At 64.0% G+C, this 26,130-nt stretch carries 20 protein-coding genes and 3 pseudogenes; 4 read left to right on the top strand and 19 right to left on the bottom strand.

Going from position 1 to position 26,130, the window contains the following annotated elements:
• Nucleotides 1-3 precede the first annotated feature (3 nt).
• The 9 genes and pseudogenes from CQW49_RS23875 to istB all read right to left on the bottom strand — a co-directional run.
• Nucleotides 4-6,207, bottom strand: coding sequence for a type I polyketide synthase (locus tag CQW49_RS23875; RefSeq protein WP_003614821.1), 6,204 nt, complete (start codon nucleotides 6,205-6,207; stop codon nucleotides 4-6).
• Nucleotides 6,208-6,228: 21 nt separating this feature from the next.
• The gene (locus CQW49_RS23870; RefSeq protein ID WP_003614819.1) at nucleotides 6,229-7,308 is read right to left on the bottom strand and encodes an alpha/beta hydrolase; all 1,080 of its coding nucleotides are present in this window, start codon (nucleotides 7,306-7,308) and stop codon (nucleotides 6,229-6,231) included.
• The gene (locus CQW49_RS23865) at nucleotides 7,292-8,521 is read right to left on the bottom strand and encodes an FAD-dependent monooxygenase (RefSeq protein WP_003614818.1); all 1,230 of its coding nucleotides are present in this window, start codon (nucleotides 8,519-8,521) and stop codon (nucleotides 7,292-7,294) included. The genes CQW49_RS23870 and CQW49_RS23865 overlap by 17 nt, the downstream gene beginning before the upstream one ends.
• A 2-nt stretch (nucleotides 8,522-8,523) precedes the next feature.
• Complete coding sequence (locus tag CQW49_RS23860) at nucleotides 8,524-9,279, bottom strand: 2-oxo acid dehydrogenase subunit E2 (protein ID WP_003614816.1); 756 nt, start codon at nucleotides 9,277-9,279, stop codon at nucleotides 8,524-8,526.
• The gene (locus CQW49_RS24965; protein ID WP_003614814.1) at nucleotides 9,276-9,512 is read right to left on the bottom strand and encodes an acyl carrier protein; all 237 of its coding nucleotides are present in this window, start codon (nucleotides 9,510-9,512) and stop codon (nucleotides 9,276-9,278) included. The genes CQW49_RS23860 and CQW49_RS24965 overlap by 4 nt, the downstream gene beginning before the upstream one ends.
• The gene (locus tag CQW49_RS23850; protein WP_003614811.1) at nucleotides 9,502-11,403 is read right to left on the bottom strand and encodes an HAD-IIIC family phosphatase; all 1,902 of its coding nucleotides are present in this window, start codon (nucleotides 11,401-11,403) and stop codon (nucleotides 9,502-9,504) included. The genes CQW49_RS24965 and CQW49_RS23850 overlap by 11 nt, the downstream gene beginning before the upstream one ends.
• Nucleotides 11,393-12,430 carry a beta-ketoacyl-[acyl-carrier-protein] synthase family protein gene (locus CQW49_RS23845; protein WP_003614809.1) on the bottom strand — a complete coding sequence of 346 codons (1,038 nt, stop codon included), beginning with the start codon at nucleotides 12,428-12,430 and terminating at the stop codon, nucleotides 11,393-11,395. Before CQW49_RS23845 ends, CQW49_RS23850 begins: the two co-directional genes overlap by 11 nt.
• 440 nt (nucleotides 12,431-12,870) lie before the next feature.
• Complete coding sequence (locus CQW49_RS23840; RefSeq protein ID WP_003614807.1) at nucleotides 12,871-13,635, bottom strand: helix-turn-helix transcriptional regulator; 765 nt, start codon at nucleotides 13,633-13,635, stop codon at nucleotides 12,871-12,873.
• 175 nt (nucleotides 13,636-13,810) lie between these two features.
• A pseudogene (gene istB / locus CQW49_RS25955) lies at nucleotides 13,811-14,614 on the bottom strand (IS21-like element helper ATPase IstB); the annotation flags it as partial.
• Between the two features lie 226 nt (nucleotides 14,615-14,840).
• Between istB and CQW49_RS23830 the strand changes: the two are divergent.
• A pseudogene (locus tag CQW49_RS23830) lies at nucleotides 14,841-15,395 on the top strand (IS6 family transposase); the annotation flags it as partial.
• 72 nt (nucleotides 15,396-15,467) lie between these two features.
• Nucleotides 15,468-15,572, top strand: a pseudogene (locus CQW49_RS25950) (IS6 family transposase); the annotation flags it as partial.
• A gap of 21 nt (nucleotides 15,573-15,593) precedes the next feature.
• Here the strand turns inward: CQW49_RS25950 and CQW49_RS23820 are convergent.
• A complete protein-coding gene (locus CQW49_RS23820) occupies nucleotides 15,594-16,805 on the bottom strand; it encodes an ISAs1 family transposase (RefSeq protein WP_024750060.1) in 1,212 nt (403 codons plus the stop codon).
• Nucleotides 16,806-16,999: 194 nt separating this feature from the next.
• Between CQW49_RS23820 and CQW49_RS24960 the strand changes: the two genes are divergently transcribed.
• The gene (locus tag CQW49_RS24960; RefSeq protein ID WP_155931342.1) at nucleotides 17,000-17,581 is read left to right on the top strand and encodes a hypothetical protein; all 582 of its coding nucleotides are present in this window, start codon (nucleotides 17,000-17,002) and stop codon (nucleotides 17,579-17,581) included.
• A 12-nt stretch (nucleotides 17,582-17,593) separates the two neighbouring features.
• On the opposite strand, the gene CQW49_RS23815 is transcribed toward CQW49_RS24960, so the two are convergent.
• The 6 genes from CQW49_RS23815 to CQW49_RS24950 form a co-directional block, all read right to left on the bottom strand.
• Nucleotides 17,594-18,265 (bottom strand): IS6 family transposase, encoded by a 672-nt coding sequence (locus CQW49_RS23815; RefSeq protein ID WP_003616345.1) that lies wholly within the window; start codon nucleotides 18,263-18,265, stop codon nucleotides 17,594-17,596.
• A 31-nt stretch (nucleotides 18,266-18,296) separates the two neighbouring features.
• Nucleotides 18,297-19,922 carry an RHS repeat-associated core domain-containing protein gene (locus CQW49_RS23810; protein WP_099832126.1) on the bottom strand — a complete coding sequence of 542 codons (1,626 nt, stop codon included), beginning with the start codon at nucleotides 19,920-19,922 and terminating at the stop codon, nucleotides 18,297-18,299.
• Nucleotides 19,861-20,229: a DUF6572 domain-containing protein gene (locus CQW49_RS24955; protein ID WP_155931341.1), complete on the bottom strand. Its 369-nt coding sequence runs from the start codon at nucleotides 20,227-20,229 to the stop codon at nucleotides 19,861-19,863. The genes CQW49_RS23810 and CQW49_RS24955 overlap by 62 nt, the downstream gene beginning before the upstream one ends.
• Nucleotides 20,230-20,239: 10 nt before the next feature.
• A complete protein-coding gene (locus CQW49_RS23805; protein WP_024750101.1) occupies nucleotides 20,240-20,623 on the bottom strand; it encodes a hypothetical protein in 384 nt (127 codons plus the stop codon).
• The gene (locus tag CQW49_RS23800; RefSeq protein WP_024750100.1) at nucleotides 20,620-21,996 is read right to left on the bottom strand and encodes an RHS repeat-associated core domain-containing protein; all 1,377 of its coding nucleotides are present in this window, start codon (nucleotides 21,994-21,996) and stop codon (nucleotides 20,620-20,622) included. Before CQW49_RS23800 ends, CQW49_RS23805 begins: the two co-directional genes overlap by 4 nt.
• A 96-nt stretch (nucleotides 21,997-22,092) precedes the next feature.
• A complete protein-coding gene (locus CQW49_RS24950) occupies nucleotides 22,093-22,449 on the bottom strand; it encodes a hypothetical protein (RefSeq protein WP_157926144.1) in 357 nt (118 codons plus the stop codon).
• 264 nt (nucleotides 22,450-22,713) lie between these two features.
• On the opposite strand from CQW49_RS24950, the gene CQW49_RS23795 reads away from it, so the two are divergent.
• A complete protein-coding gene (locus CQW49_RS23795; protein WP_003615965.1) occupies nucleotides 22,714-23,658 on the top strand; it encodes an IS630 family transposase in 945 nt (314 codons plus the stop codon).
• Here CQW49_RS23795 and CQW49_RS23790 read toward each other — a convergent pair.
• The 3 genes from CQW49_RS23790 to CQW49_RS23780 all read right to left on the bottom strand — a co-directional run bounded on the left by CQW49_RS23790 (nucleotide 23,643) and on the right by CQW49_RS23780 (nucleotide 26,012).
• Complete coding sequence (locus CQW49_RS23790; protein WP_003615964.1) at nucleotides 23,643-24,890, bottom strand: RHS repeat-associated core domain-containing protein; 1,248 nt, start codon at nucleotides 24,888-24,890, stop codon at nucleotides 23,643-23,645. The two genes, CQW49_RS23795 and CQW49_RS23790, sit on opposite strands and share 16 nt — an antisense overlap.
• A gap of 358 nt (nucleotides 24,891-25,248) precedes the next feature.
• A complete protein-coding gene (locus CQW49_RS23785) occupies nucleotides 25,249-25,698 on the bottom strand; it encodes a hypothetical protein (protein WP_155931339.1) in 450 nt (149 codons plus the stop codon).
• A gap of 92 nt (nucleotides 25,699-25,790) precedes the next feature.
• On the bottom strand, nucleotides 25,791-26,012 hold the full coding sequence (locus tag CQW49_RS23780) for a hypothetical protein (protein WP_003615960.1): 222 nt from the start codon (nucleotides 26,010-26,012) through the stop codon (nucleotides 25,791-25,793).
• Between the last annotated feature and the right edge of the window lie 118 nt (nucleotides 26,013-26,130).

The following is a 26,130-nucleotide window of genomic DNA, read 5'->3' as shown; positions in this document are numbered from 1 at the left end:
GCTTCAGACCGCCGCCGAGAACACGCTCCCGCACAGAACCTCTGTGAGCGCGCGCGCATTGCCATAGGTCCAGAGGAGCGTCGGCGAGAGCTTCAATCCGAAGGCGGCTTCGAGCCGGTTGCGCAGCTCGAGCCCCATGAGCGAGTCGAGGCCCAGCGCCTTGAACGGCGTCTCGCGATCGAAGGCTTTCGGATCGAGACGCAGCACGCGGCCGGCGAGCTCGCGCACCTTGCCTTCGGCGAGCTCGCGACGCGCCTCCTCGGGCGCCGCCTCGAGCTGCGAGCGGAAGTCGTCGGCCGCGGTCGTCTGCGCGCCGCTCCTCGCCGCCTCGCGCAGCAGCGCCCAGCTCGGCTGCGCCGCCGTCGCTGGATAGGCCTCGAACCATTGCCGCAATTCGATCGGCACATAGCCGACGACGGAGGCGCCGCCTTGCAGCAGCCGCGCCAGAGCGGCCCATGCCTCCGCGGCCGAGAAGCTTCCCATGCCGCGCTGCGCGAGACGCGCGCCGCGAATGTCGTCCTGCGCGGCGAGGCCGATCCCGGCGAAAGGACCCCATTGCACGCTCAGCGCGGGACGTCCCTGCCGGCGCCGCGCTTCGGCGAGCGCGTCCATATAGGCGTTCGCCGAGGCGTAGGCCGCCTGGCCGATGTTGCCGACCAGCGCGGCGGCCGAAGAGAACATGACAAAGAGATCGAGCGGATCGTCCTTCGTGAGCGCGTCGAGATTGCGCGCGCCCTCCACCTTGGGCGCGAGCACCCTGTCGAGCTGATCCTGCCGCAGATTGACGATCATCGCATCGTCGAGCAGGCCGGCCCCATGCGCGACGCCGCGCAATTGCGGCATATGCGCGCGAATGTTCGCCAGCGTGCGCCCGAGCGCGTCGGCGTCGCTCACATCGACCGCGAAGCTCTCGACGAGAGCGCCGCGCGACGCGAGAGCGGCGATGCGCCGCTCGGCTTCGGCGTTCGGCGGAGACCGTCCGAGCAGGGCGATCGCGCCAGCGCCATTCTCGACGAGATAATCGGCGAGCGAAAGACCGAGGGCGCCGAGACCGCCGGTGACGAGATAGGTCGCGTCGGCGCGGAAGCGCCCCTGCGGCGTCGGCTCCGGCGCGATATGACGCACGCTCTTCGGCCGCGTCAGCACGAATTTGCCGATATGGGCTCCGCGCGCCATCTCGCGTAGCGCTTCGGCGGCGTCGGCGAAAGCGTACGCCTTTACCGGCGGCGGCGTGAGCGCGCCGGCGACAATGCGCGCCCAGACATCGGCGAAGAGCCGCGCGAAACGCTCCGGGCGCCGCTCCATCAGCCCGGCGAGATCGACCGCCGAGACGCTGATGCCTTTCTTGAACGCCGAGAGGCTGATGGCGCGGCCGCTATAGATGTCTTTTTTGCCGACCTCGATGAAGCGGCCGTCCTCGGCGAGAGCGTCGAGCCCGAGGGGGATCGCGGCGCCGGCGAGCGAGTTGAGGACGACGTCGACGCCCCTGCCGGCGGTCGCGGCGCGCACGCCTTCCGCCCATGACAGATCGCGCGAATCGAACACGTCGGCAATGCCGAGCCGCGCGAGCCGACTCCGTTTTTCCTCGCTGCCGGCGGTGGCGAGAATTCGTGCGCCGCGCGCCCGCGCGACCTCTATGGCCGCGAGGCCGAGCCCGCCAGTCGCCGAATGGATGAGGACGCTTTCGCCTTCGGCGAGATCGGCGAGATCGACCAGCGCGTACCAGGCCGTCGCCATGACCAGCGGTAGAGCGGCGGCGACCTCGTTGGAGATTACGTCGGGAATTTTCTGCGCGTGATCGGCGCGGGTGGTCACATGGGAGGCGAAGGAGCCGAAGGCGCAGGCCGCGACCCGGTCGCCTGGCGCGAGATAGCTCACGCCCGGTCCGACAGCTACGACCCGACCGGCGCATTCGCCTCCGAGCAGCGCCGCGCGGCCCTCGACGCCCGGATAGGTTCCCATCGCCTTCATCACGTCGATGAAGTTCAACGATGCGACCGCAACCTCGATTTCGATCTCGCCCGGTCCGGGCGTCTCGCGCCGCAACGGCCGGTATTCGAGCCGGTCCCAAAAGCCGGGACGCGCCGCGGCCAGCCGGAACGGCTGCGCCGGTCCCTGCCAAGGATAGGCGTCGAGCGGGGAGGCGCGCTCATCATCGCCGCGCGTCAGACGGCCGACGAAGCGCGTGTCGCCGCGCAGCGCCGCCTGATCCTCGTCCCCGCCGGCGAGGATCTCCGCCGCGCAGGCCTCGGCCCAGCGCGCGTCTGTCGACGCCACGTCGAGAACGAGCGCCTGCAACTCCGGCTGCTCGCGGCGCAGCACCCGCGTGAAGCCCCAAAAGAGGGCGGCGCCCGGATCGGGGCGATCCTCGGCGACGACCGCTTGCGCGTCAGCGGTGACGACCACCAGTCGTGGCGGACTCGCGCGTTCGGAACAGGCTCTCGCCAGCGTCGTCAGCGCCAGCAGGCCACGCTTCTGCGCGTCGAGCCCGGAGGCCGCGCGCGGAGCTACATAGACGACGCCCGTGAGCTCGTCGGCGGCGGAAATCGAGTCCGGCGTGGCGGCGCGCACCCTCGCCCGGGCGATCGCCAGCGCGTCATGGAGCTGCTGCGCGCCATCGGCGTTCGCGCCGCAGACGATCCAGGCGCCGGCCGGAGCGGCCTGCGCCTCGGATCGCGGCTGCGCGACGAAGCGCAGCCGGTGCAGACGCTCGGCGTCGCCGCTCGCCGGATCGCCGGCGGCGAGCGCCTCGAGCGCGAGCCCTTCGAGAAGAGCGAAAGGCGTTTCGTCGTCGGCGAAGAAAGCGAGATCGTAATGATCGGCGTCGCGGCGAATGGCGTGGGCCCACAGAGCCGTCGCCGGCTCCTGCGGATCGACAAAGAGCGTCAGTCGGCGAATCTGCGTCGGCACCACGGCCTCCTCGCTCTCGCACAAGGCGAGCGAGACCTGCAGCGCCGCATCCAGCAGCGCCGGATGCAGCCCATGCGCGCGCGCGCCGGCGCGGCACGACTGTGGAAGCCGCAATTCGCCGAGCGCTTCCGTCTCGGAGGCGAAGATGCGCTGCACGCCCTGAAACGCCGGACCGTAATTCAGCCCGCGCGCGGCGCAGGCGCGATAGAAAGCCTCGGCGTCGCGCGGCGCCTGCTCGAGCAGATGGGCGGGGAAGGCGCGGGCTTCGACCGGGCGCGCGCGCTGCTCGACGCGCGCCGTCGAATGCTCCGACCAGGACGTCGCGCCGGCGGCGAGCGAAAGAAGGGCGAATGTTCCGCCCTCGTTCACATCGTCGCGGAACGCCACGCCGACGCGCGCCGGCTCCTCGCCGAGCGTGAGGTCGGCGATGAAGCGGACATTGGCGAGCGTTCGCGGCGTCACGCCCAGGCGCGCGCGGCCGGTCGCCAGAGCGAGGGCCAGCATCGCCGCGCCGGGGAGCACGATCGCGTCATGGACCTTGTGGTCGCGCAGCCAGGGATTGTCGTCGAGCGCGATCTCGAGCGCCCCTTCCCACAAATCCTTTTCTGCGGCGGCCGGCAGCAGCGCCACGTCGAGCCCGCCGCCCGGCGCGGTGCGGCGCTTGGCCGGAGGCAGCCAATAGCTCGCGCGCCGCCAGGGATAGGCGGGGAGCTCCACATGGGCGTCGCGCGGCAGAGCGGCGAAGGGCTCGAGGCCGGCGACATAGGCGCGCGCGAAGGCGAGCGCGATGTCGGCCGGCGCGCCATGGTCGCGCTGCATGGTCGAGAGGATGCGCGGCGGATCGGATTCGAGCGCGGCGAGCTGCTCGAGCGCCGGAACGAGCGCCGTATGCGAGCTGACCTCGACGACATGGGTCACGCCCTCCGCGAAGAGCCGCGCCATCGCATCGGCGAACAGCACCGGCTCGCGCAGATTCTGCACCCAATAGTCCGCATCCATCTCCGGGCCGGCGAGCGCGTTCAGCCGCACGGTCGAAAACAGCGGCGCGCGCCCGACGCGCGGGCGAATGGATTTCAGAGCATCGCGCAGCTCGTCCTTGAATTCGTCCATGTGATGGCTGTGCGAGGCGTAATCGACGCGCACGAGGCGATTGAAGACGCCGTCCGCGTCGAGAAGCTCCTTCAGCGTCGTCACCGACTCCGAGTCGCCCGAGAGAACGCAGGAGGTCGGGCCATTGTTGACCGCGATGGAGATATTGTCCTCGAATCCCGCGAGCGCGGCGCGCGCCGCCTCGAGGTCGAGATCCACGGCGAGCATCAGCCCCTTGCCGGCCTTGCGGCGGATGATCGCCGCGCGCCGCGCGACGATGAGCGCGGCGTCCTCGAGGCTGAGAATGCCGGCGACGGTCGCGGCGGCGACCTCTCCCTGGCTGTGGCCGACGACGACGTCGGGCTCGACGCCCGCCTCGCGCCACATCTCCGCGAGCGCGACGAACATCGCCCACAGCGCCGGCTGCACCATGTCGACGCGCGTCGTCCATTCGTCGCCCGAGCCGGCGACGACCTCCTCGAGATTCCAGTCCACATGCGGAGCCAGCGCCTGCGCGCAGCGGCGGATCGTCGCCGCGAAGATCGGGCTCTCGACGAATAGCCGCGCGCCCATGCCGACCCATTGCGAGCCCTGCCCCGGAAAGACGAAGGCGACCTTTCCTCTCTCGCGCGCCATTCCCGACGCGCCCTCGGCGATCTCGTCCTCGCCTGCGGCGAAGCGGTCGAGCGCCGCGCACAGCGCCTCCCTGCTCTCGGCGAGGAAGGCCGCGCGTCTGGCGAAATGGCCGCGCCGCCAGGCGAGCGTCCCGGCGATGTCGGCGAGCGTCGCATCGTCGCTCGCCGCGACGGCGCGCACATCGGCGGCGCGCCGCCTCAGCGACTCGTCGTGATGAGCGGAGATCGGGAACAGGATCGGCGCCGTCTCGGCGAACTCGCTCCGCTTTCGCGCTTCGCTTCGCGGCGGCGGCGCGAGGATCACATGCGCGTTGGTTCCGCCCCAACCGAACGAATTCACGCCGATGTAGAAGGGCTCGTCCGCCGGCAGCGGCAATGGCTCGCGCAGGACCTCGAGGCCGAGCTCGTCGAAGGGGATGGAGGGGTTCGGCGCATCGGCGTGGAGATTGGGCGGAACCTCGCGATGCCGGATCGCGAGCAACGCCTTGGCGACGCCCGCGAGGCCGGCCGTCGCCTCGAGATGGCCGATATTGGTCTTCACCGAGCCGATGGCGAGCGGCGCGCGCGCGCCGGCGCGCTTTTGCCCGATCGCGCGGCCGATCGCTCCGGCCTCGATCGGATCGCCGACCGCCGTGCCCGTGCCATGCGTCTCGATATAGACGACCCGATCGAGCGGAGCGCCGGCGCGGGCGTAGACGCGCCGCAGCAGATCCTCCTGACCGGACGGATTGGGCGTGACGAGGCTGTCGCCGCCGCCGTCGTTGTTGACGGCGGTGGCGACGACGACGACGTGTATGCGATCGCCGTCGGCCTGCGCGCGCGCGAGCGTCTTCAAATAGAATGCGGCGACGCCCTCGCCGCGCACGAAGCCGTTCGCAGCCGCCGCGAAGGCCTTGCAGCGGCCATCCGGCGAAAGCCCGCCGAAGCGCGTGAGGCCGACCGAGACATCGGGCGCGAGAATGAGGTTGACGCCGCCGACGATGGCGCCTTCGATCTCGCCGGACGAAAGCGCCTGCGCCGCCAGATGCAGCGCGACCATGGCCGAAGAGCAGCCGGTCTCGACGGCGAGGCTCGGACCAGTGAGCTTGTAGAAATAGGAGACGCGCGCCGCGATCACGTCGAGCGCCTGGCCGACCGCCGTATGCTGCGTCGCATGGGCGCCGCGTTCCTTGCGCAGAATTTCGTAATCGTGCCAGGATGCGCCGACGTAAACGCCGACGCTCGCGCCGGCGAGCGTTTCCGGGCGTCGCCCCGCATCCTCGAGCGCGATCCAGCTCGCCTCCAGCATGAGGCGTTGTTGCGGGTCGATGTCCTCGGCCTCGCGCGGCGAAACGCCGAAGAAGGTCGGATCGAATTGATCGACGTCGTCGAGAAATCCGCCTACGGACTGAACTGTCTTCTCCGGGTCGAGTTGCGCGTTCGCGTCCCAGCGCTCCTTCGGCACGGGCCGGATCGCGTCGCCGCGCTCGCTGAGAAGTCGCCAAAAGCTCTCCATGTCGGCGGCGCCGGGAAAGCGGCCCGAAGCGCCGACGATAGCGAGAAGCGTATCCGAATTGCGTTCGAGGGACGACATATCAGGGCCTCATGCGATCTTTTAAGGATGATAGAGCTCGACGCGAGACGTCCATCGCAGCGCCCGCTCGAGCAGGCCCGCCGCCCGCGGACGGCCGGCGTGGCGCAGCAGCGCGGCCAGAATCAGCAGACGAGTCTGGCGCAGATGATGCGGCGCGCCATGAACGTCGTCGAAAGAATAGACGCGCAGATTGCGCGTGAGCGCGGCCGCCTCACGCCATTCGGCTTGCGGAATGATCTCGTCGCGCAGGCTGGCGACATAGGCGATGGGAATCGCGATCTCGGCGATCTCCTGCGGGGTCAAGGCGAGCTCCGTCAGCCTTCGCTCGAAATCGGACGCATCGACCCCGGCGGCGCTCATGAGCGCCGCGCGCGTGATCTCGGGCATCCCGCGTCGCGCATCCGGATCTGTGAAGAAATGCGCGAGCGGCGCGCCGACGGTGACTATCCCGCGCAGGCGCGCGTCGCCGCGCGCCTGCAGGATCGCCAGATGTCCTCCGAAGCTCGGCGCGATGATCAATGTGCGGCCCGTGTCACAGGCGCCTTCGCTCGCGTCCATGATCGCGCCGAAGACCGCCGCCGCCGCCCGCGCATAGCGAATCGGATTTTCGCCAACGCCCGGAAAATCGGCGATCGCCACCGCGCAGCCGAGGCGCGGCCCGAGCCCGAGGAAGCTTCCCCATTGCTCCTTCAGCGAGACGATCCCGCCCATCAGCACGACAAGCGGCGCGTTGGCGCGCGATGCGGCGCAAAACAGGAATGGAACGCGCTCTCCGCCGACGCGCGCCTCGCGCCTTTCGCCTGCGCCGCCAGCTTCGAGCCAGCCGCGAAACGCCTCTGCGGCGAGCTGCGCGGCGCGCGCCTTGGTCGGCGTGTCGGCGCAAGGGAAGCGCGCGAGATTATAGAGATTAGATGCGGCGCGCGCGTCCTTGCGGCCGAGCGCGGCCTCCGCTTCGCTCGACCATTCGCGCGCCCAGCCGCCCGGCCCCTCGCCGTCGAGCGAAGCGACGCGCCGCAGCACACCGCACACCAGCGCGTCCGACAGGCCCATGTGCCGCGCGTGCAGGCCGACGAATTGCTTGGCTTCAGACAGCGCCGACATGAATCGCCTCCCGCGGCATGTCGTGCGGCGCGTTCAGCACGCGATCGAGCAGACGATATTTCAGCGGGAACAGATCGAGCGCCCGCAGCCGCGCGCGGCGAAGCCATGTGCCGAGCGGCGAGCTCTCCGCGAGGCTCGTCTCCTGCGCGCGCTGGAAGCGCGTCACCATCGATTTATGCGCGCGACGTTTCGCGACGAATTCGGCGAGCTCGGCGGCGCGGACGACGTCGTTCGCCGTGCGCGACAGCGCCGCGGCGATGGCCGGCGCGAGAAGCACTGCGTCCTGAATGGCGAGATTGACGCCCTGGCCGAGGATCGGCGTCGCCGTATGCGACGAGTCTCCGATGAGAACCAGCCCGTCGCGCGCCCATTCGCGCAGCTCCGCCGTGAATATCTCGAGGAAGGAGGTGTCCTGCCAGCCTTGGATATGCGCTGCGACGAGCTTTGCGAGACGCGGGTCGAGCGCCGCTATGTCGGAGCGGAACGCGTCTATGCCGCGCTTCCGGATCTCTTCGAAGCCGCGCTTGGGAAGATTGAAGCCGACCCGCAGCAGATCGGGGAAGGTCGGCAGGATGACGAGATGCCTGTCGCGCTCGACGACGAGCTGCGCCTCGGAGCCCCAATCGACGGGACGCGGCAGCTTGAACCACAGGAAGTCGCGCTCCATCGGCGTGATCGTCGCCTCGAGCCCGGACGCTTTGCGGGTGCGCGAGAACCGCCCGTCGGCGCCGACGACGAGACGCCCGCGCGCTTCGAGCGTCTCTCCGTCGCGGGTCTTCAGCATGGCGCCGCGCACGACGCCGTCCTCCTCGACGAGCGACAGGAAAGTTGTCGCCCGCATCACCTCGCATCGCGGAGCCCCGCCCGCCGCCGCCAGGAACGCCTCGATCAGCGCCGGCTGGGGAATGTCGATCGGCAGCGCGTCGATCGGAAAGCTCCGATAGTCGGCGCGCACGATGCGTTCGCCGTTCTCCCAGAAGGAGATGCCGGTCAATTCGACGAAGCCGTGCTTCGCCAGCGCCGGTCCGAAGCCGAGCTCGCGCAGCGTCACGACGGAGCGCGCCGCGATCGTCTCGCCGCGAAAGCTGCGCTCCGCGGTCGTCTCTCTTTCGACTAATGTCGCGCGCAGCCCGCGGCGCGCGAGCAGGCAGAAGAGCAGCGCGCCGGCCGGACCGCCCCCGATGACGAGCACATCCGTTTCGATCATCCGCATAGTCACGCTTCTCCCCAAGTCTCCAGGCCTCGTTTGACGTTTCCGAGCAATTCGGACGCGAGCGCGCCGTCGAGCACGCGATGGTCGAAAGCGAGCGATAAGGTGAACATCGGCGCGACGACGACCTCGCCGTCGCGCGCCATCGGCGCATCCGCGATCCGCCCGACGCCGAAGCCGAGCGTGCCGGCGATCATCGGAAAGATCGCGCGCACCGGCTCCTGCCCGACGGAGGTGACAGAGAAGGCGCCCTGCAAGGCGGCGCGGCGCGTCGGATCGCGCAGCACGCTCCTGTAAGCGAACCGAAGCAGAGGCAGCGGCAATCGTTGCAACGTCCACAATGCGGCGAACGGCCCGGCTTTCGTCACTTCGGCGCGTTTGTATTCGTCGATCGCCTGCTGAATATCCTCGAGCGAACGCGATGGCGCGCTCGTCACCGTGCCGGACACGACGCATCGTTGCGCGCCGATGGTCTTGTCGAACAGAACTTTCACATTCACGTCCGGGATCGTCGCCAGACATGGGCGCAGACCGTCTCGAAGACTCTCTCGCGCCTCCGGGCAAGCGGCGACCGCATCGGCCGCCACTTTCACCACATAGCTGACGAAGCTCGTCTTGCCGCCGCTGGCGGCGCGCGCCGCCTTGATGCGCGTCGCGTCGATATCCGTCATCAGATGGACATGGCAGGTCCGCCGCGCATCCTCGAGGAAGGCGTAAGTGTGCGCGCGCTCGCGCGGAAACGGCCTCACGGAAAGTGTCACGGCGTCACCGCCTGCGCACAGGCGCGCCAGAGATCGCCGATGCGTTCCGCCGCCATGAAGCTCTGAAAATCGACCGGGGTTCCGAGTTCGCGCTCCAGATAGACCAGAACGCGCATCGCATTCACCGAATCCCAACCTTCGATAGCCGTGAACGGCGTGTCTGCGTCGAGCGCGCTCTCTTCGACGTCGAGAAGCTGTGAGACGATCTCGATGACAGTGCGTTCAGCGAGCATGGAAGGCCTCCTCGCCGCCGACGACGCGTATCCATCGCGGCCATTCGGGAAATTGTTCGAGGTCGTGCCGAAAACGCCCATCCGTCTCGACGAAGCCGAGATTGCGATAGAAGTCGGCGAATTTCTTGTTCTTGGCGGTTTCGACGAAGGAGCCGTCGACCGCCGGCGCATTGCGTTCGCGCGCCGCGCGCAGGACGAGCGTCACCAGCGCGCCTTCGACATTGCGCGAGAATACGCGGCAGCTCAGCACGAAATTCTCGATGGTCCAGGCGCCGTCCGGCGCCGCGCCCAGCGCGAGCGCCGCGATCAGGCCATTGTCGCCGAACCGGTCGGAAAGACGCGCGCCGAAGAAACGCACGCCATCGGCGCGGAGCGTTTCGATCTCGGCGTCGCCGAACCGGCGCCCGGTGAGATTGAACTGGTTGGTCTTTGCGAAGAGCTGCGCGATGCGTCCCGCATTCAGCCGATCGAGCGGTTCGACGGCGAGCTGCGAGTCGAGGCCGACGAGATAATCCTCCAGAGAAGCGCTTTCGGCCGCGAGCTCCTCGCGCGCCGATTGGGCGCGATACATCGAAACCCGCTCGCGATCCTCGTCGGTGAGCTCGAGCAGGTTGAAGTCGCCGCGCGAGAGCAGGACCGTCGCATAGGACGCCGGGTCCGCGGGGAGCTCGACGGTCGTCACCTGTGGCGCAAGGGCGCGCATCGCGCCGCGCTCCACCGGATTATCATCGACGAAGACCATGGCGTCGATGCCGATGTTGAGCTTCTCCGCCTGGCGACGAATATTGTCGGGCTTCGGCGACCAATCGGCGGTCATGGCGACGAAATGCTCGGGCCGCAGCGCCATCTCCGGATGCGTCTCGATCGCTTCACGCGCGATCGCCTCGTCGTTCTTGGAGCAGATGGTGAGCATCACGCCTTGCGCGACGAGGTCTCGCGCCACGATCTGTAGCTCGCGATAGGCCGAGCCCGGATAGGCGCCGCCGAGCCGCAGTCCCGCGACGCCATCATCGCCGACGACGCCGCCCCATAGTGTGTTGTCGAGATCGAGGACGAGGCATTTTTTCGCGAGGCCGAGGTCGGCCCGCGCGACCCGCGCGAGTTCGGCGGCGTAGGCGCGCAAAAAGTCGGGCGTGAACGCATGTCCGGCGATGTGCCGCATACGATCGGGCGCGAATATCGATGTCGCGTGAGCGGCGAGCGCGTCGGCGGCCAGCACGACGGTTCCGGGCTGTTCTTCCGCCAGCGCCAGAATGCCCGCGTTCATCCGCTCCCAGGCCGCGGCAAGGCGCGCCTTGCCGCGATAATCGACGATGCGCTCCCGCCGCAGCGGCGAGAGCGGAATTGTGCAGAGAATGACGCGCCCGCCGAGCGCGGCCCGGCACGCGTCGATCCATCGGCCGAGCTCGGCGGGAAACGCCTTGCAGCGTGCTTCGACGGCCGCGAGATCGAGCGGATCGGCGATCTCCTCGAACACCGCCTGATCGTCGAGCAGGCAGGCGACGAGGCGCGGCGCCAAGTCCTTCAAATTGGGCGCGCCCGCCATGATCTCGAAACGCCATTGATTGAAGCCGGCGGAGCGAATCGTCGGCGCCACGCCGGCTCTCGCCAGCAGAGCGGTGAGAAGATTGGGGACCGTGTCGAGCGTCGAGCTGCCGAGCAGCGCGATGCGCTGGGTGCGAAATCCTTCGGCTGCGGCGAGCGCGGCGCGCTCGGCCTCGCCCGAGAGCAGCGCCCCTGCGGCGTCGAGATCGAGAGCGTCCTCGAGCTCTGTGAGCAGCTCGCGAATACGCCCCGCCGCTTCGCCGACTCCTGCGCGCTTGAGCGCACGCAGCTCGGCAAGCGGATTTGTGCGCGCCGCTTTCGTCTGCGCGACGGCGTCAAGCTGCATGGCGAATCTCCTGAGCGTAGCGCAGCGCCATGCCCGACATAATCCATTTGGAGGACTCGACCGTTGCGACGAAGACTCGTGCTCCATCGCCGAATCCGGTCTCGATCCGGTCCGCCAGGCGCCGCATCTGAATGAAGGGAAGCGCATTGCCGTTGTTGCCGGTCTCGGCGACGCAGGACACCGCCTGCTCCGGCCGCACGCCGAGCCCGGCGCGGATTTTCTCGGTCATGACGCCGTTGAGCTGCGGGGTGAGCACATAGTCAACCTCGGCGAGCGGCCAGCCTGTCGCGCTCACCAGTTCGGCGAGGATCGCCGCAGCCATCTCTGGGACATGGCGTTCGATCGCTTTGTAATCCTCTTCGCCCATCGGCTCCGAAGGCTGCGCGCCGTCGGCGCCGAACCAGCGCACGATCTGCGCGGGCTTGCGTCCGCGCCCGACCGTGCGCAGAAAAAGATGCTCGACGAAAAGGCCCGGACCATTCGCGCCCGCTTCGACCACCGCCGCGCCGGCGCCGTCGCCGAAAAGCGCGAAATTGACCATTTCGGCCGGTTTCATTTGTTTGAGATCGCGTTTGGACGGCCACAGCTTCAAGCAGGTGTCGGCGCCGATGACGAGGCCGCGTCGCAGACCGCCGGCGAGAAGCGCGCGCGCCACGAACAGTCCCTGCAGAGCGCCGGCGCAGCCCGATGTGATCTGCAGCGTCGGCACGCCATCCACGCCGAGACGATCGGCGACAAGATTGACGGTCGCCGGCATCAGATGATCGGGCGAAGCCGTGGTGAGGATCAGGAACTCGAGCTCCTCGGCGGCGACGCCAGCGGCGGACAGAGCCTTGGCGCCCGCGGCTGTAGCGAGATCGCCGGCGCTGCGCGGCGCGCCGGGCGCCGCGTCGAGCCGGCAGAAATGGCGGCTCCTGTTGCCCGTCATCTGGTCGAGCCATTGCTCGTGCAGACCAAAGCTCGCCGCCAGTTCCGAATTTGTGACCGGTGCGCCGGGCAGCTCCTCGCTGAAAGCGACAAGTCTCATGTTGCGAATTCCTTCCCAAACTCCGAACAGCGCCTCGATTTGGCGCGCAGAAAACCAGTCGTTTCGGCCCGCTCGCAGGACCAAACCGGTAGTGGAGTCAGATAAAATCGTTCAGCGGCTGTTCGAAGTGGCCGGAGAGGAAGCGCGGGCGGAGCAGCCGACGCCCTCGCTGGCCGGCGCTTTATCCTGCAGCGCAATAGAGCGCGAGATCATTGTTTATCATGTCAATATTCCTATGTATCTGTCCAGATCGCCATTCTAAATTCGCATTTGCTATAGCGTTCGTGCTGCAGTGCGCCAACTACCCGCAAGGGTAAGGCGCGAATCGCATCGGCCTCCTCGTCCGAAGCCACGCGGCCGCCAGAGGCCTCGCCGGCTCTCGAGCGATCGATCTAAAAATATGCTGGAGGAGCAGGAGGCGACGCCGCCAGCTCCGATTGTCAGATGACCGATCGCGAGGCCGCCTCGGCCACAGCCTGCGTGCGGTTCGCAACCTGGAGCTTACGCGTGATCTGCTTGACGTGATATTTGACGTTGTCGACCGACATTCCCAATATCACGCTGATTTCCCAGTTCGTCTTTCCCTGCCGTAGCCATTCGAGAATCTCGATCTGGCGCGGGGTCAGCTCGGCGCCCCGACCGTCGTTCAGCCTTTTGACGGTCGCCGCGGATTCGAAGGATGGATGCGCGCGCGCGAAAGCGGCGTAGAGATTTGGAACGATGCGAGCGAGCAAGAGAGTCTGCTTACGATCGAGCCGCTGTGGGATGCGATGAAAGCTGAAGTAGGTGACGAACGCGCCGCCGATGTCGACCTGCCCGTGCCCGAGCAGATTGCGAGCGTCGAACTTTATCGCCCGCTCCGCCATCACTTGCGGCCATGAACCGCTGCAATCCTCGAAGTTGATCGCGATCGGCGCTCGCGTCTCCCACCAACGGGACAGGACCGGATTATCTAGAACTTTGGGATCCGATCCGCTAATGAGAGCAAAGAGCTCGTCTGGAAATTTGTGCGTCACGACGTGAATCGGCTCGATTCCGTTGCGTCCGATGCGCCCTACGCTACAGATGAACCATTCGTGCGGCACAATCCGCTGCATCTCCCCTTTCATGCAAGCAACGAACTTGTCGGAAGTATCGACTTCTGCAAGCACGTCGATCAACTCGATCAGTGCATTTCGCTCGACATTCGGCATATCGGAAAGCACGACTAGGATTCCTTTTCGTTTTAAGACAATGTAGCGTAATAGCTCATCGGACTGTACCACCGCTCGGGTGAATCTTTGATGGCGAAAAAATAGGCAGCAGCGTTGCGGCGCTTGTTGACTTTTTCTTTCTCCCGCACGCCAGCTGGCCAATCGCCTGCGCCGGGTGCCGCCCGCTCTATCCAGACGTCGAAGGCGTAGTGCAGGAACAGGTTCCCCAACAATGAGGAGACTTATGGCGCGACAATCTGGATGAGATTTCTTGGGTCGCGGTGACGAGATGATTGTCGCGGAGCGACAATAAGGCAAGCGGATTTTTGCTGGTGTCTGTTTTGATTGACGCGGAGCGACGATCAAGATGAGGCTTTGATTGTTGCGCGGGCGGGCGGCCGGGACCCGCGGCTTTTTTGAGCGCGGTTTTCCGCCGATAACTGTCGACGTTCATCTCGAAGATCGTCGCATGATGGACGAGCCTGTCGATGGCGGCGAGCGTCATGGCTCGGTCTGGGAAGATTTTTCCCCATTCGCCGAAGGGCTGATTTGCGGTGATGAGCAGCGAGCGTCGCTCGTATCGGGCGCTGATCAGCTCGAAGAGGACGTTCGTTTCGGCCTGATCCTTGGCGACGTAGGCGAGATCGTCGAGGACCAGCAAATGATATTTGTCGAGCTTGTCGATCGCGGCTTCGAGAGTGAGGTCGCGTCGCGTGGCTTGCAGTCTCTGGACGAGATCCGTCGTTCTCGCGAAGAGAACGCGCCAGCCGCTTTCGATGAGCGCCAGGCCGAGCGCCGCCGCCAAGTGTGACTTTCCGACCCCAGGTGAACCAAAACCAGCAAATTGGCTCCTTTTTTCGAGCCAGGCGTCGCCGGCCGCGAGCGCTTGGACTTGCGCCTTCGAGATCATCGGCACGGTGTAGAAGACCTTGCGCAGGGCGAAGGCGCTGGACGATGTGACCGTGAGGCGCGCCAGCCGACGATCCTTCGGGCGAAGGTGTCGATCACGAAGGCGACATAGACGAAGCCTTGCCAAGTAGCGACATAGGGGTGAGTAGGCCGAGGGAGTTTCACCCTCGGCTCCTCGCAGAACCGGACGTGATCCTCTCAAATCATCCGGCTCCCATCATCCGGCCGCTGGGGGTTCTGTCGCGAATTTTTTGTTGCGGGTCGGTTTGGGCTATGATCGGCGGCAGCGGAGCTGGCGGACGAGTGCGATGATCAATTTCAAGGGCAGCCATTTTGAACGCGACGTGGTTCTGTGGGGCGTCCGCTGGTATGTGGCGTATCCGATGAGCTATCGCCAGCTCGAAGAAATGATGGAAGAACGCGGCGTCGATGTCGACCATTCGACGCTCAACCGTTGGGTCGTCAAATATGCCCCTTTGCTGGAGAAGCGGTTTCGTGCTGGCAAGCGCACGGTCGGTTCGAGCTGGCGGCTCGATGAGACCTACGTGAAAGTCAAAGGTTGCTGGAAATATCTGTATCGGGCGGTCGACAAGGCAGGCGCGACGGTGGATTTCCTGCTGACGGCCAAGAGGGACTGCAAAGCCGCGTTACGCTTTTTGCGCAAGGCGATCGGCCAGCATGGCGAGCCGGAGAAGATCACGATCGACAAGAGCGGCGCCAACACGGCAGCGATCGAACGCTACAATGCGGAGCATGAAGCGGATATCGAAATCCGCCGCATCAAATATCTCAATAATATCGTTGAGCAGGACCATCGAGCGGTGAAGCGAGTGACGCGGCCGATGTTGGGTTTCAAATCATGGTTCTGTCGCGAATTTTTGTCGCAGGTCGGTTTGGGCTATAATTGCCGGCAGTGGAGCTGGCGGACGAGTGCGATAATTGATTTCAAGGGCAGCCATTTTGAACGCGACGTGATTCTGTGGGGCGTCCGCTGGTATGTGGCGTATCCGATGAGCTATCGTCAACTCGAGGAAATGATGGATCAGGGCTCCGAATCCGGGTTAACGGGCTGACGCGCCCAATGCGATGGCGAGATAATCCTCGCGCCAGCTGGCGATTTTTCTGCGGAGCTTGATGCTGGTGCGTGTGGGCTTTGTGGCCTTTCGTTGCGGCTTCATGGGCTTGCTCTCGGGCTCTGGCGCCGTGCGGATCATGTTGATCGCGAAATGCCTGACGACGGCCATGTTCCGCGCGCCGTGGCCCTTGCGCAGACGCGATTGGTCCTCGGCGAAGACGACGTCGAGCACCCAATGCAGCTGGTTCTCTATGCCCCAATGGCCGCGCACGGCTTCGCCCGCCCGCTTCGCCGGGAGAAGAGCCGAGGAGATGTAATAGCGCGTCTCGAAGCGGCCGCGGTCGGCAAGCTCGGCCTGCGATTTGACGCGAATGATCGTCGCGGCGTTCGGCAGGCGCAGCTCGCCCGGAAAACGGCGCTCGCCGTTCAGCCAGTCGATCTCGGTGATGACGCTCACGCTGCGCTGCTCGATGCGGCCATGGCCCTTGTCGAAATCGACGCATGTGTCGATCCGCGTCGCGGCGGAAAAAGCGCTCTCGATCTCGGCGCGCAGGGTCGGCTGATTGGCTTTGACCGCCAGCAGATAATCGGCGCCCTTGTCCACGATCGCTTGGGCGATCCTGGCGTTGGTGGCGATGGCGTCGATGGAGACGAGCGCGCCCTTCAGCGCGCCGCCGTCCGAGAGGCGATCGAGCAGGACAGGAATGGCGGACAGCTCGTTGCTCTTGCCCTCGACCGCCTCCTGGCCGAGCACGAGGCGGCTGGTGGTGGCGAAGGCGGAGACGAGATGCAGCGGGGCCTTGTCCTCGGCGCGATCATGACTGCGACGCGAGGTCTTCCCGTCGATGGCGATGAGCTCGGGTCGCTCCGGCCAGGTCTCGCGCACCCAGCCAGTGAAGGCCGCCGAGAACAGCGCCGGATCGACGCGGTTCATGAGCAGGGTGAGCCAGCGTCCGCCCGGCACGCCGTGCTCATAAGGCAAATAGCGGCGCAGGAAGCCGATATTGGCCTTGCCCCAAGATGCAATAGCGTCGAAGTGATCGCAATCGGCCATGGAGGCGCAGACGACGAGCAGCAGCACCTCGCGAAGCGGATGCACGACGCGCCAGGGCTCGCGCGGATCGTCGATGATCGAGAAATGGTCGAGAAGCGCTTTCAGACGCGACTTCTCTTTGAAAACTGCGAAGGCGAGGCTCATCACGGCGGCTCCAGAATCACTCCGCCGATAGGGAATCACGCCTGAGCCCATCCGTTAACCGCCGTTAACCCGAATTCGGAGCCCTGCTTCGGAGCGACATCGAATTGCAATATATACCGGATATGAACCGTTCAGCCAAAGCCAGGAATGCCCCAGACAGTGGCGACTTGTGAAGGTTCGAAGAGGAAATTTGATTGCAGCTTCCTCTCTCCCTTCGAGAAATGAGCCGTAACATGTGGTGGTGGTCATCCGAACGAAAAAAACGCCGAGCACTATCACAAGCGCTCGAAAACTATCCAATTTATGCACCGCCCCATCACGGCGAAGGGATTACGAGGCAACAGGGCAGAGAAAATTACGCCTATTTTCTTGTTCATAAAGCTGAGCGAGTCGAGGATATGCTTGCTTTTCTCAGACACTTTTCTATCGAATGCGATTTAAGTCCAAGTGATATTGTTAAGATCGGCGATTGGCTATGGGAGTATGGGGAGTTTTTGTTACCAGGAAGAGGTTACCCTGAGTGTATTTTATCGGCATCCAATTATGAGCCGCCATTCTCGGGGCCGTTTCATGGGCTGAACGTCATAAATGATATCGGAATTTACATTGGAAATTATCTAGTTATCAAAGGAAATGGTCGTTTGTATTGGGAGTTATACGCAAACAAGAAAGACAAAGATATGCATTACTTTCTTCATCCATGCGTGTCGGGTCTTGATCCAATCATTGGCGGTTGTGTCGCAAATTTTGTCTACGGACGCGACACCGGCGTCTGAGAGTGACGCGGCTCACGCCACGAGGGCATAGAACTGCTGCGCTGGACGCAATTCGCCTGTCGTTCGCAGCTGCCCCTTGCGGATCATATGCATGAGCTCGATCCCGGAAAGTGTCGCGGCAGCCGATCGAAATGATTTGAAACCCAACATCGGCCGCGTCACTCGCTTCACCGCTCGATGGTCCTGTTCGACAATATTGTTGAGATATTTGATGCGGCGGATTTCGATGTCCGCTTCATGCTCCGCATTGTAGCGTTCGATCGCGGCCGTGTTGGCGCCGCTCTTGTCGATCGTGATCTTCTCCGGCTCGCCATGCTGGCCGATCGCCTTGCGCAAGAAGCGCAACGCGGCTTTGCAGTCCCTCTTGGCCGTCAGCAGGAAATCCACCGTCCCGCCTGCCTTGTCGACCGCCCGATACAGATATTTCCAGCAGCCTTTGACTTTCACGTAGGTCTCATCGAGACGCCAGCTGGATCCGATCGAGCGCTTGCGAGTGTGGAACTGTTTCTCCAGCAAAGGAGCATACTTGACGACCCAGCGGTTGAGCGTCGAATGGTCGACTTCGACACCTCGCTCTTCCATCATTTCCTCGAGTTGACGATAGCTCATCGGATACGCCACATACCAGCGGACGCCCCACAGAATCACGTCGCGTTCAAAATGGCTGCCCTTGAAATCAATCATCGCACTCGTCCGCCAGCTCCACTACCGGCAATTATAGCCCCAAACCGACCTGCGACAAAAATTCGCGACAGAACCCCGGGCCATATCGGTCGTGGAGAATTTGCTCCAGCCCTCGCTGCTCCGCATAGACGTCCGTGCGGTAAGCTGGTTGGAATTGGTACTCTGCTAAGTTCGGGTCGCGAAGGTGTTCTGCCTCACGTCGCGCCAAGTCGTTGGTTCTACCCGACCTAACCACCGTACCCTCGACATCGCGTAGCACGTAAGCGCCGCCACGCGCTGTCGTAGCGGCATTTTCCGAAAACCAAGTGTAGACCCCCTCACCCAGCGCCGCGCCGGCTGCAGCGCCGCTCTGCGCGCCGGCATAGCCGCCGACAACCGCTCCGGCGAGTGCGCCAGCCGGAGTTCCGACCAGCACGCCAGCTCCCGTAGGCGCGCTGAGGCCAAATCCTTCGCCGCCTCCGACGGCCGCGCCCACAAGCACTCCTACAATGCCTCCACCGATGCCACCGAATATGCTTCCGACGGTTCTCGCGCAAGGCAATCCACAGCCGATTGTGTAGGCGTAAGCCCCACTGCCCGTCGCGAAGCCCGCGGCGATGGTGGAGGCGGGGGCGTGTTCCGGGGGCGGGGTGAGGTTGGGCTGCCTCGTCATGAAAAAGCCCGCGGCTCGCAGCTGCGGCCCATAGATCCGCAGAAACGACAGATATTGCTGATATTGCAGCTGACTGCCGATTGGGAATGGCAGGATCGATGCGCCGTAATAGGCCGCGCCGGTGATCCGGCCATAGATCGCGGCGAGATAGGCCTGGTTGGCTGCCCCGCTCGCTACGAACGACGTCCAATTGAACGTGCTCCAGGGGGCGCCGACATCGATGGGCGGCAGCGCCACCAGATCGTAATGCCCGCTGGGGTCTGTCGCCGACAGCGGCCGGTTGCGGACATAGGCGTAGCGGTTATAGCTTTGCGGATCGCCGGGATGGGGGACGATGCTGTCGGCGCTGGTGAAGCGGCCGACGAGCGGATCATAGAGCCGCGCGTTGAAATGGATCAGCCCGACCTCGGTGAGATGCTCCTGGCCGGTGAAGCCGCGGCTGGCGACGCTGTCGAGGCTGCCGGAGGGATCGTCGGAGCCGTCGGAATAGCGGCGCTTGCCCCAGGGATCATAGGAATTGCGCTCCGCCACATCGCCGCCCGCATAAGTGACGACCGCCACCGAGCCGAGATGGTCGAGGTGGAAGTAGCGCAGCGCGACGGCGCCGGTGGCGACATTGTCGAAACGCACGCCGACCATGGCGCCGCCGACGGTGAGATATTGGGTCCACCGGCTGCCGAGCAATTCGGCGCGCACGCCGAACGCCTCGAAATAGAGCGTCGTCCCCTCCGGCGCGGTCTGCTTGTAGCGCTGGCGCTCGGGATCATAGGCGAAGCCGATCGTGCGCGTGCCCTGCTTGACGCTGGCCGGCAGATCGGCGGCGGTATAGCCGATCGTGCGGCCGAGGCCGGAGGTCTGATTGCCATTGGCGTCATAGGCGAAGGCGGCGGGGACCGGCCCGCCGGAAATGCAAGATATTACCCTGCAAGTGCTGCCATCCGCCTTATCTTGCTTTCGCTTCAGAGAGGCCCCACTTCGATCGGAACTCTGCTTCTTCAGAAACATTCACTGGAAGGAAGAAGCCTGAATGATTGGCGGAGTGTACACTCTCTATGAGCTTCATGCGGGCTGTTGGTGCAATCAAACATACAACTTCTACCGATAACTTTGCGTTAGCCAAGGCAGGATACGTTTCGGCAAATTGCCCAGTTTCGACGAACAGAAGATACGCAGATAGCTTTCTCTGGAGCGCACATTCTCGCTCGATATCGTCCGCGTATTCGCCTTTATCGTATATCAGCAGCATTACGCGGCGAGGATCCCCCGGAACGCGGGCTACAAGATCAATGGAGGCGAAGTCTGTCAAGCTCATGCAGATGTCCCTAGAGCGAAAGCGTTTGCCACTCCATCCCTGCGCGGATCAAATCTCGTACCTCCTCGATCGAACGAAGCATCCCGTGGTCGTTGTCGATCAGCGTCGCGGCGGCTACCGGCATTAGCTCAATCGCCAAATCTGCTGCCGAAGAGTTACTGTATTCTAGCTGCGCATAAACAGGCTTGGCGATAAGCTTCGTTATCCTCGCTCGTTCATTGTCTGAGAACTCGGCTTCAAGTTCGCGGTCGAGTGCGATCGCAAACCACCCCCACGTACCTTCCACCACAAGGCGTGTGGGCGACTGCATCTTTGTTGACCCGATGTCACCATAGGCCCCAGACATACTGCTAAGATCGGGCAGGTTGGAGAATACAACTATTAACGATTTCATGGCCTAACCACATCAATGAGCAGCCCCTTGTCTCTAGTGACCAAACCGCCTGCCTGCTCTATCGATCTTACGACGCTGGGTTTTAGTGAAGGACCGTAGCCGATAGTAGGCATCCCCGTTGCCTGTTCGGTCCGCAGCACCTGACTCGTCAGACCTTTTCCTCCACCAGACTTTACCTGAATTATGGCGTTCTGAAGTTGAATGTCAGCATCGGTCACGAGCTGACCAGCCGTATCTCTAATGGGCACATTTACCCCTACTACATGACCAGGATAGGCCGCTTCAATTTCGTTAGCCAGATCAGCTACCAACGGGTCACCAGACGTAAAGGTTCGCGAACCTATGATCTGCGCGGCAGTCGCCACTCTCCCGATGATCACGGGCGCGGCGTATACGGCACCCTCAGCGAGGATACGAACGCTGTCATATGCATAGCCCGTAAGCGCCCCGGCGGCAATTGCCGCTTTGTCCGTCAAAGACCCGTTGAGGAACATCGACACGATCGCGGTGTCAGAAGCCGCATCAAGCGTCGAGGTAAAGTTAAATCCGCCTCGGAATGGCGACGGTCCGGCCCCGCTCGCATATTCATAAGCGCCGCTGCCCGTCGCGAAGCCTGCGGCGACTGTGGAGGCGGGGGCGTGTTCCGGGGGCGGGGTGAGGTTGGGCTGCCTCGTCATGAAAAAGCCCGCGGCTCGCAGCTGCGGCCCATAGATCCGCAGAAACGACAGATATTGCTGATATTGCAGCTGACTGCCGATTGGGAATGGCAGGATCGATGCGCCGTAATAGGCCGCGCCGGTGATCCGGCCATAGATCGCGGCGAGATAGGCCTGGTTGGCTGCCCCGCTCGCTACGAACGACGTCCAATTGAACGTGCTCCAGGGGGCGCCGACATCGATGGGCGGCAGCGCCACCAGATCGTAATGCCCGCTGGGGTCTGTCGCCGACAGCGGCCGGTTGCGGACATAGGCGTAGCGGTTATAGCTTTGCGGATCGCCGGGATGGGGGACGATGCTGTCGGCGCTGGTGAAGCGGCCGACGAGCGGATCATAGAGCCGCGCGTTGAAATGGATCAGCCCGACCTCGGTGAGATGCTCCTGGCCGGTGAAGCCGCGGCTGGCGACGCTGTCGAGGCTGCCGGAGGGATCGTCGGAGCCGTCGGAATAGCGGCGCTTGCCCCAGGGATCATAGGAATTGCGCTCCGCCACATCGCCGCCCGCATAAGTGACGACCGCCACCGAGCCGAGATGGTCGAGGTGGAAGTAGCGCAGCGCGACGGCGCCGGTGGCGACATTGTCGAAACGCACGCCGACCATGGCGCCGCCGACGGTGAGATATTGGGTCCAGCGGCTGCCGAGCAATTCGGCGCGCACGCCGAACGCCTCGAAATAGAGCGTCGTCCCCTCCGGCGCGGTTTGCTTGTAGCGCTGGTGAACCAGTTAAGTGGTGTCAGACGCTATCCCATTGGCTTAACGCTCGAACGTCATCTCCCTTAAAATATGCTCTCGCAATATCTTTTGCGAATCCCGGGGAAACGACGTTTTTTGCCGGTAATCGCCGGCTTGCCCTCCCACAATCACTGAGATCGGCTTGGTCTCATCTCCTTGCCGGGCGATCAAGTGTTCATTCCCACTGCTTAACGCGACTACGATACCAGACGACCCCGCCGATAAACAGGTTTGAGCCTTTTTCGTTATCAAGGACGACAGGGTATACACCTTTTCATCGAGCCGACTGATCGACCTATCGATGCTCTCCCAATCAGGAAAACGATCAACGCGTTCATCATTAATGACGCTTTCCCAAAAATCAGAAGTTAAAATCACGTCTCAATATCCTATGGTGTGATGGTTAGGATCGAGCTGGGTGTTTGGATAGTTAGCGAGTCCAGACCTAATTGACGCGCCATCGAAGCCACGCCACCATTTTGGCCACATGCCAGACAAAGGCTTCGGTCAACAGTCAAAATCCCCCTACCTCCGTTTATGCCCGCATTAGAGCATCATCCGAGCAGGGCGATTCAATAGAGCGGGACGGATTCCCATATCTCAAGCGGAGCGTTGAGCGGCGCGAGCGGCTGGGAGGGGATCATGACGCTGTCGATGGATCTTCGCGAGAAGGTGATGAAGGCGATCCGTGGCGGGATGTCGCGCCGACAGGCGGCCGCCCGGTTCGATATCGGTCCGGCGACCGCCGTGCGCTGGGCCAAGCGCGTCGAGATCACCGGCGAGGTCGCGCCGGGCAAGATGGGCGGCGACCGCCGCTCGCAGCGCATCGAGGCGCACGCCGATTTCATCCTCGCGCAGATAAAGGACAAGCCCGACATGACGGTCATGGAGCTGCGCGACAAGATCAGGGAGAGCCATGGCCTCGCCGTCGGCTATGGGACGGTGTGGCGGTTTCTCGCGCGCCATGGGATCACGCGCAAGAAGAAGACCGGCCATGCCGCGGAGCAGGACAGGGAGGACGTCGCCGAGGCCCGAGAGGAATGGTTCGAGGGCGAACTCGATCTCGACCCGGAAAAGCTGGTTTTCCTCGACGAGACGGGCGTCTCGACGAACATGGCGCGGCGCTTCGGCCGGGCGCCGCGCGGGGAGCGTTGCCGGGCGTCGGTCCCGTTCGGACATTGGGAGACGACGACGCTGATCGCGGCGCTGCGCGTCGATCGCATCGACGCGCCGATGATGATCGACGGCGCGCTCGATGGCCGCTCGTTCCTGGCCTATGTCGAGCAGGTTCTGGCGCCGACACTCGGCGCGGGAGAGATCGTGGTGCTGGACAATGTGAGCACCCACAAGGTCGCGGGCGTGCGGGAGGCGATCGAAGCGAAAGGCGCGAAGGTCCTTTATCTTCCGCCCTATTCGCCGGACTTCAATCCGATCGAAAAATCCTTCTCGAAGATCAAGTCGGTTCTCCAGCGCATCGCGGCGCGCACCGTCGATGCGCTCGACGCAGCGGTCGCCCAGGCCCTGCGAAGCGTCACGCCGAGCGAATGCGCGAATTACTTCGCGGCATCCGGCTATGATGCAGCTTGATCGGATTCCGCGCTAGCTGCCTGCTGAAAAGCGTCTGCTTCTGCATGGGTGCGGGAAATTGCATTCACGCTCAGCGTTATATCCTGCCCATGGGCATTAATTCCATAGAATTTTCGGCCACCGACATCTAGGCGAGCGAGGGCTCCTTGCCCGGGCTGCAAACCTAGTTCAGATCGAAAATTCGCCAAATCTGCAAGGGCCCCACTAACTTCGGCTCCCGCAACTGCAACTCTCTCCGCAGTTCGGCCGATTTTCGCCGCCGTCTGGATGCCCCCTAATATCACAGCACCGGGCACATCGCCAATCGACGCCTGAACGCTCGGATCACAAATGGCGCCGCAGGCGTCCAAGGCTCTACCCAAACTCGATGCGAGATCGCTCCAATAACGCCGCGGATCGAAAATGAAATCATGGAACACGCGTCCGACCCCGCTCGCATACGCATAAGCATAGCTGCTGATGGCGAAGCCCGCGGCGATGGTGGAGGCGGGGGCGTGTTCCGGGGGCGGGGTGAGGTTGGGCTGCCTCGTCATGAAAAAGCCCGCGGCTCGCAGCTGCGGCCCATAGATCCGCAGAAACGACAGATATTGCTGATATTGCAGCTGACTGCCGATTGGGAATGGCAGGATCGATGCGCCGTAATAGGCCGCGCCGGTGATCCGGCCATAGATCGCGGCGAGATAGGCCTGGTTGGCTGCCCCGCTCGCTGCGAACGACGTCCAATTGAACGTGCTCCAAGAGGGGGCGCCGACATCGATGGGCGGCAGCGCCACCAGATCGTAATGCCCGCTGGGGTCTGTCGCCGACAGCGGCCGGTTGCGGACATAGGCGTAGCGGTTATAGCTTTGCGGATCGCCGGGATGGGGGACGATGCTGTCGGCGCTGGTGAAGCGGCCGACGAGCGGATCATAGAGCCGCGCGTTGAAATGGATCAGCCCGACCTCGGTGAGATGCTCCTGGCCGGTGAAGCCGCGGCTGGCGACGCTGTCGAGGCTGCCGGAGGGATCGTCGGAGCCGTCGGAATAGCGGCGCTTGCCCCAGGGATCGTAGGAATTGCGCTCCGCCACATCGCCGCCGGCATAAGTGACGACCGCCACCGAGCCGAGATGGTCGAGGTGGAAGTAGCGCAGCGCGACGGCGCCGGTGGCGACATTGTCGAAACGCACGCCGACCATGGCGCCGCCGACGGTGAGATATTGGGTCCAGCGGCTGCCGAGCAATTCGGCGCGCACGCCGAACGCCTCGAAATAGAGCGTCGTCCCCTCCGGCGCGGTCTGCTTGTAGCGCTGGCGCTCGGGATCATAGGCGAAGCCGATCGTGCGCGTGCCCTGCTTGACGCTGGCCGGCAGATCGGCGGCGGTATAGCCGATCGTGCGGCCGAGGCCGGAGGTCTGATTGCCATTGGCGTCATAGGCGAAGGTCGCGGGGACCGGCCCGCCGGAAATGCCGGAGACGGCGTGCGGGCGCGCCGAGCCGGCGGGCGGATAGTCGTAATTGCCGACGTCGGTTTTGGAGAGGAGATTGCCGATCGGCGAATAGGAGAAGCGCTTGACGATCCGAAGCGCCTTGCCGTGGCCTCAAAGGGGACTTTCAGGCAGTCAGGAGCGCCATCGCCTCATCCAACGAAGCAGGCTGATCAGATCGGCACAGGGCGTGGATCAGCGCCCGAGCGAGCGAACTAAACACGCTTTGCGCGGAACCGATTTCTCCGTGTGCCATGCAGGTGAGATTCAAGACCCCGCACGGTCGGGCACTGATGCTTACCTGCTCCAGTCCCGCGCAAATCGCGCTCGCGTACTCTGGCAAGCCCCCGATCATCACCGTATCTAACGAACGCGTGAGGGCGTCCACATAGCGCCGCTCAGGGAAGGGAGTATCGACGGGGACAATAACCTCTAGCCCGTTCCCTTCATTCGATTGGTACTCTCCGCCCAACAGGCCATAGTGGAACGAGGCCCCAAAAGGTTGGAAGATTTCGATCGCGACGCGCTTTCGGAAAACAGTCGCACCACCACCTTCGAAGACATGCGTTTCACGCATCGTCTCGTTAGACAGTAGCGTATCGCTCGGGAGATCGTCGAGCCAGACCCTGGCCCTTCTTCCGAACTTATTATCAAATTCAAGGCAGGGCATTATTTGATCCCCCAGAACTTATACCAGTTCGAGTTGAAGTGCTCCGGCATCGATCGAATGACGTCGGGATGATACACGCTGAAGGGGGACACGCCATATTTTTCCAAAGACGCCGCATGAGCCGCGTCATACGATAGGCCCCGTCCCATCATTGTCGCCTCGGCCGCCTCGTGAGTGTAGAATATGGCGTCCGCGCCGGTCACCCGCTGCCCCGATGCCATTGCCCCCTCCAATCTCTCTAGCATCGCGGTGTTCGCCGGGACATCACCGAACTGCGCAAGGTGTCCTCTAACCAAATCAAGGCCCTTCGGCGTCACCGTAAGCTCACGCTCGGCGAAT

This window comes from Methylosinus trichosporium OB3b (assembly GCF_002752655.1).
GTDB classification, from domain to species: domain Bacteria; phylum Pseudomonadota; class Alphaproteobacteria; order Rhizobiales; family Beijerinckiaceae; genus Methylosinus; species Methylosinus trichosporium.
This window is presented reverse-complemented; position numbering and strand designations above follow the sequence as displayed.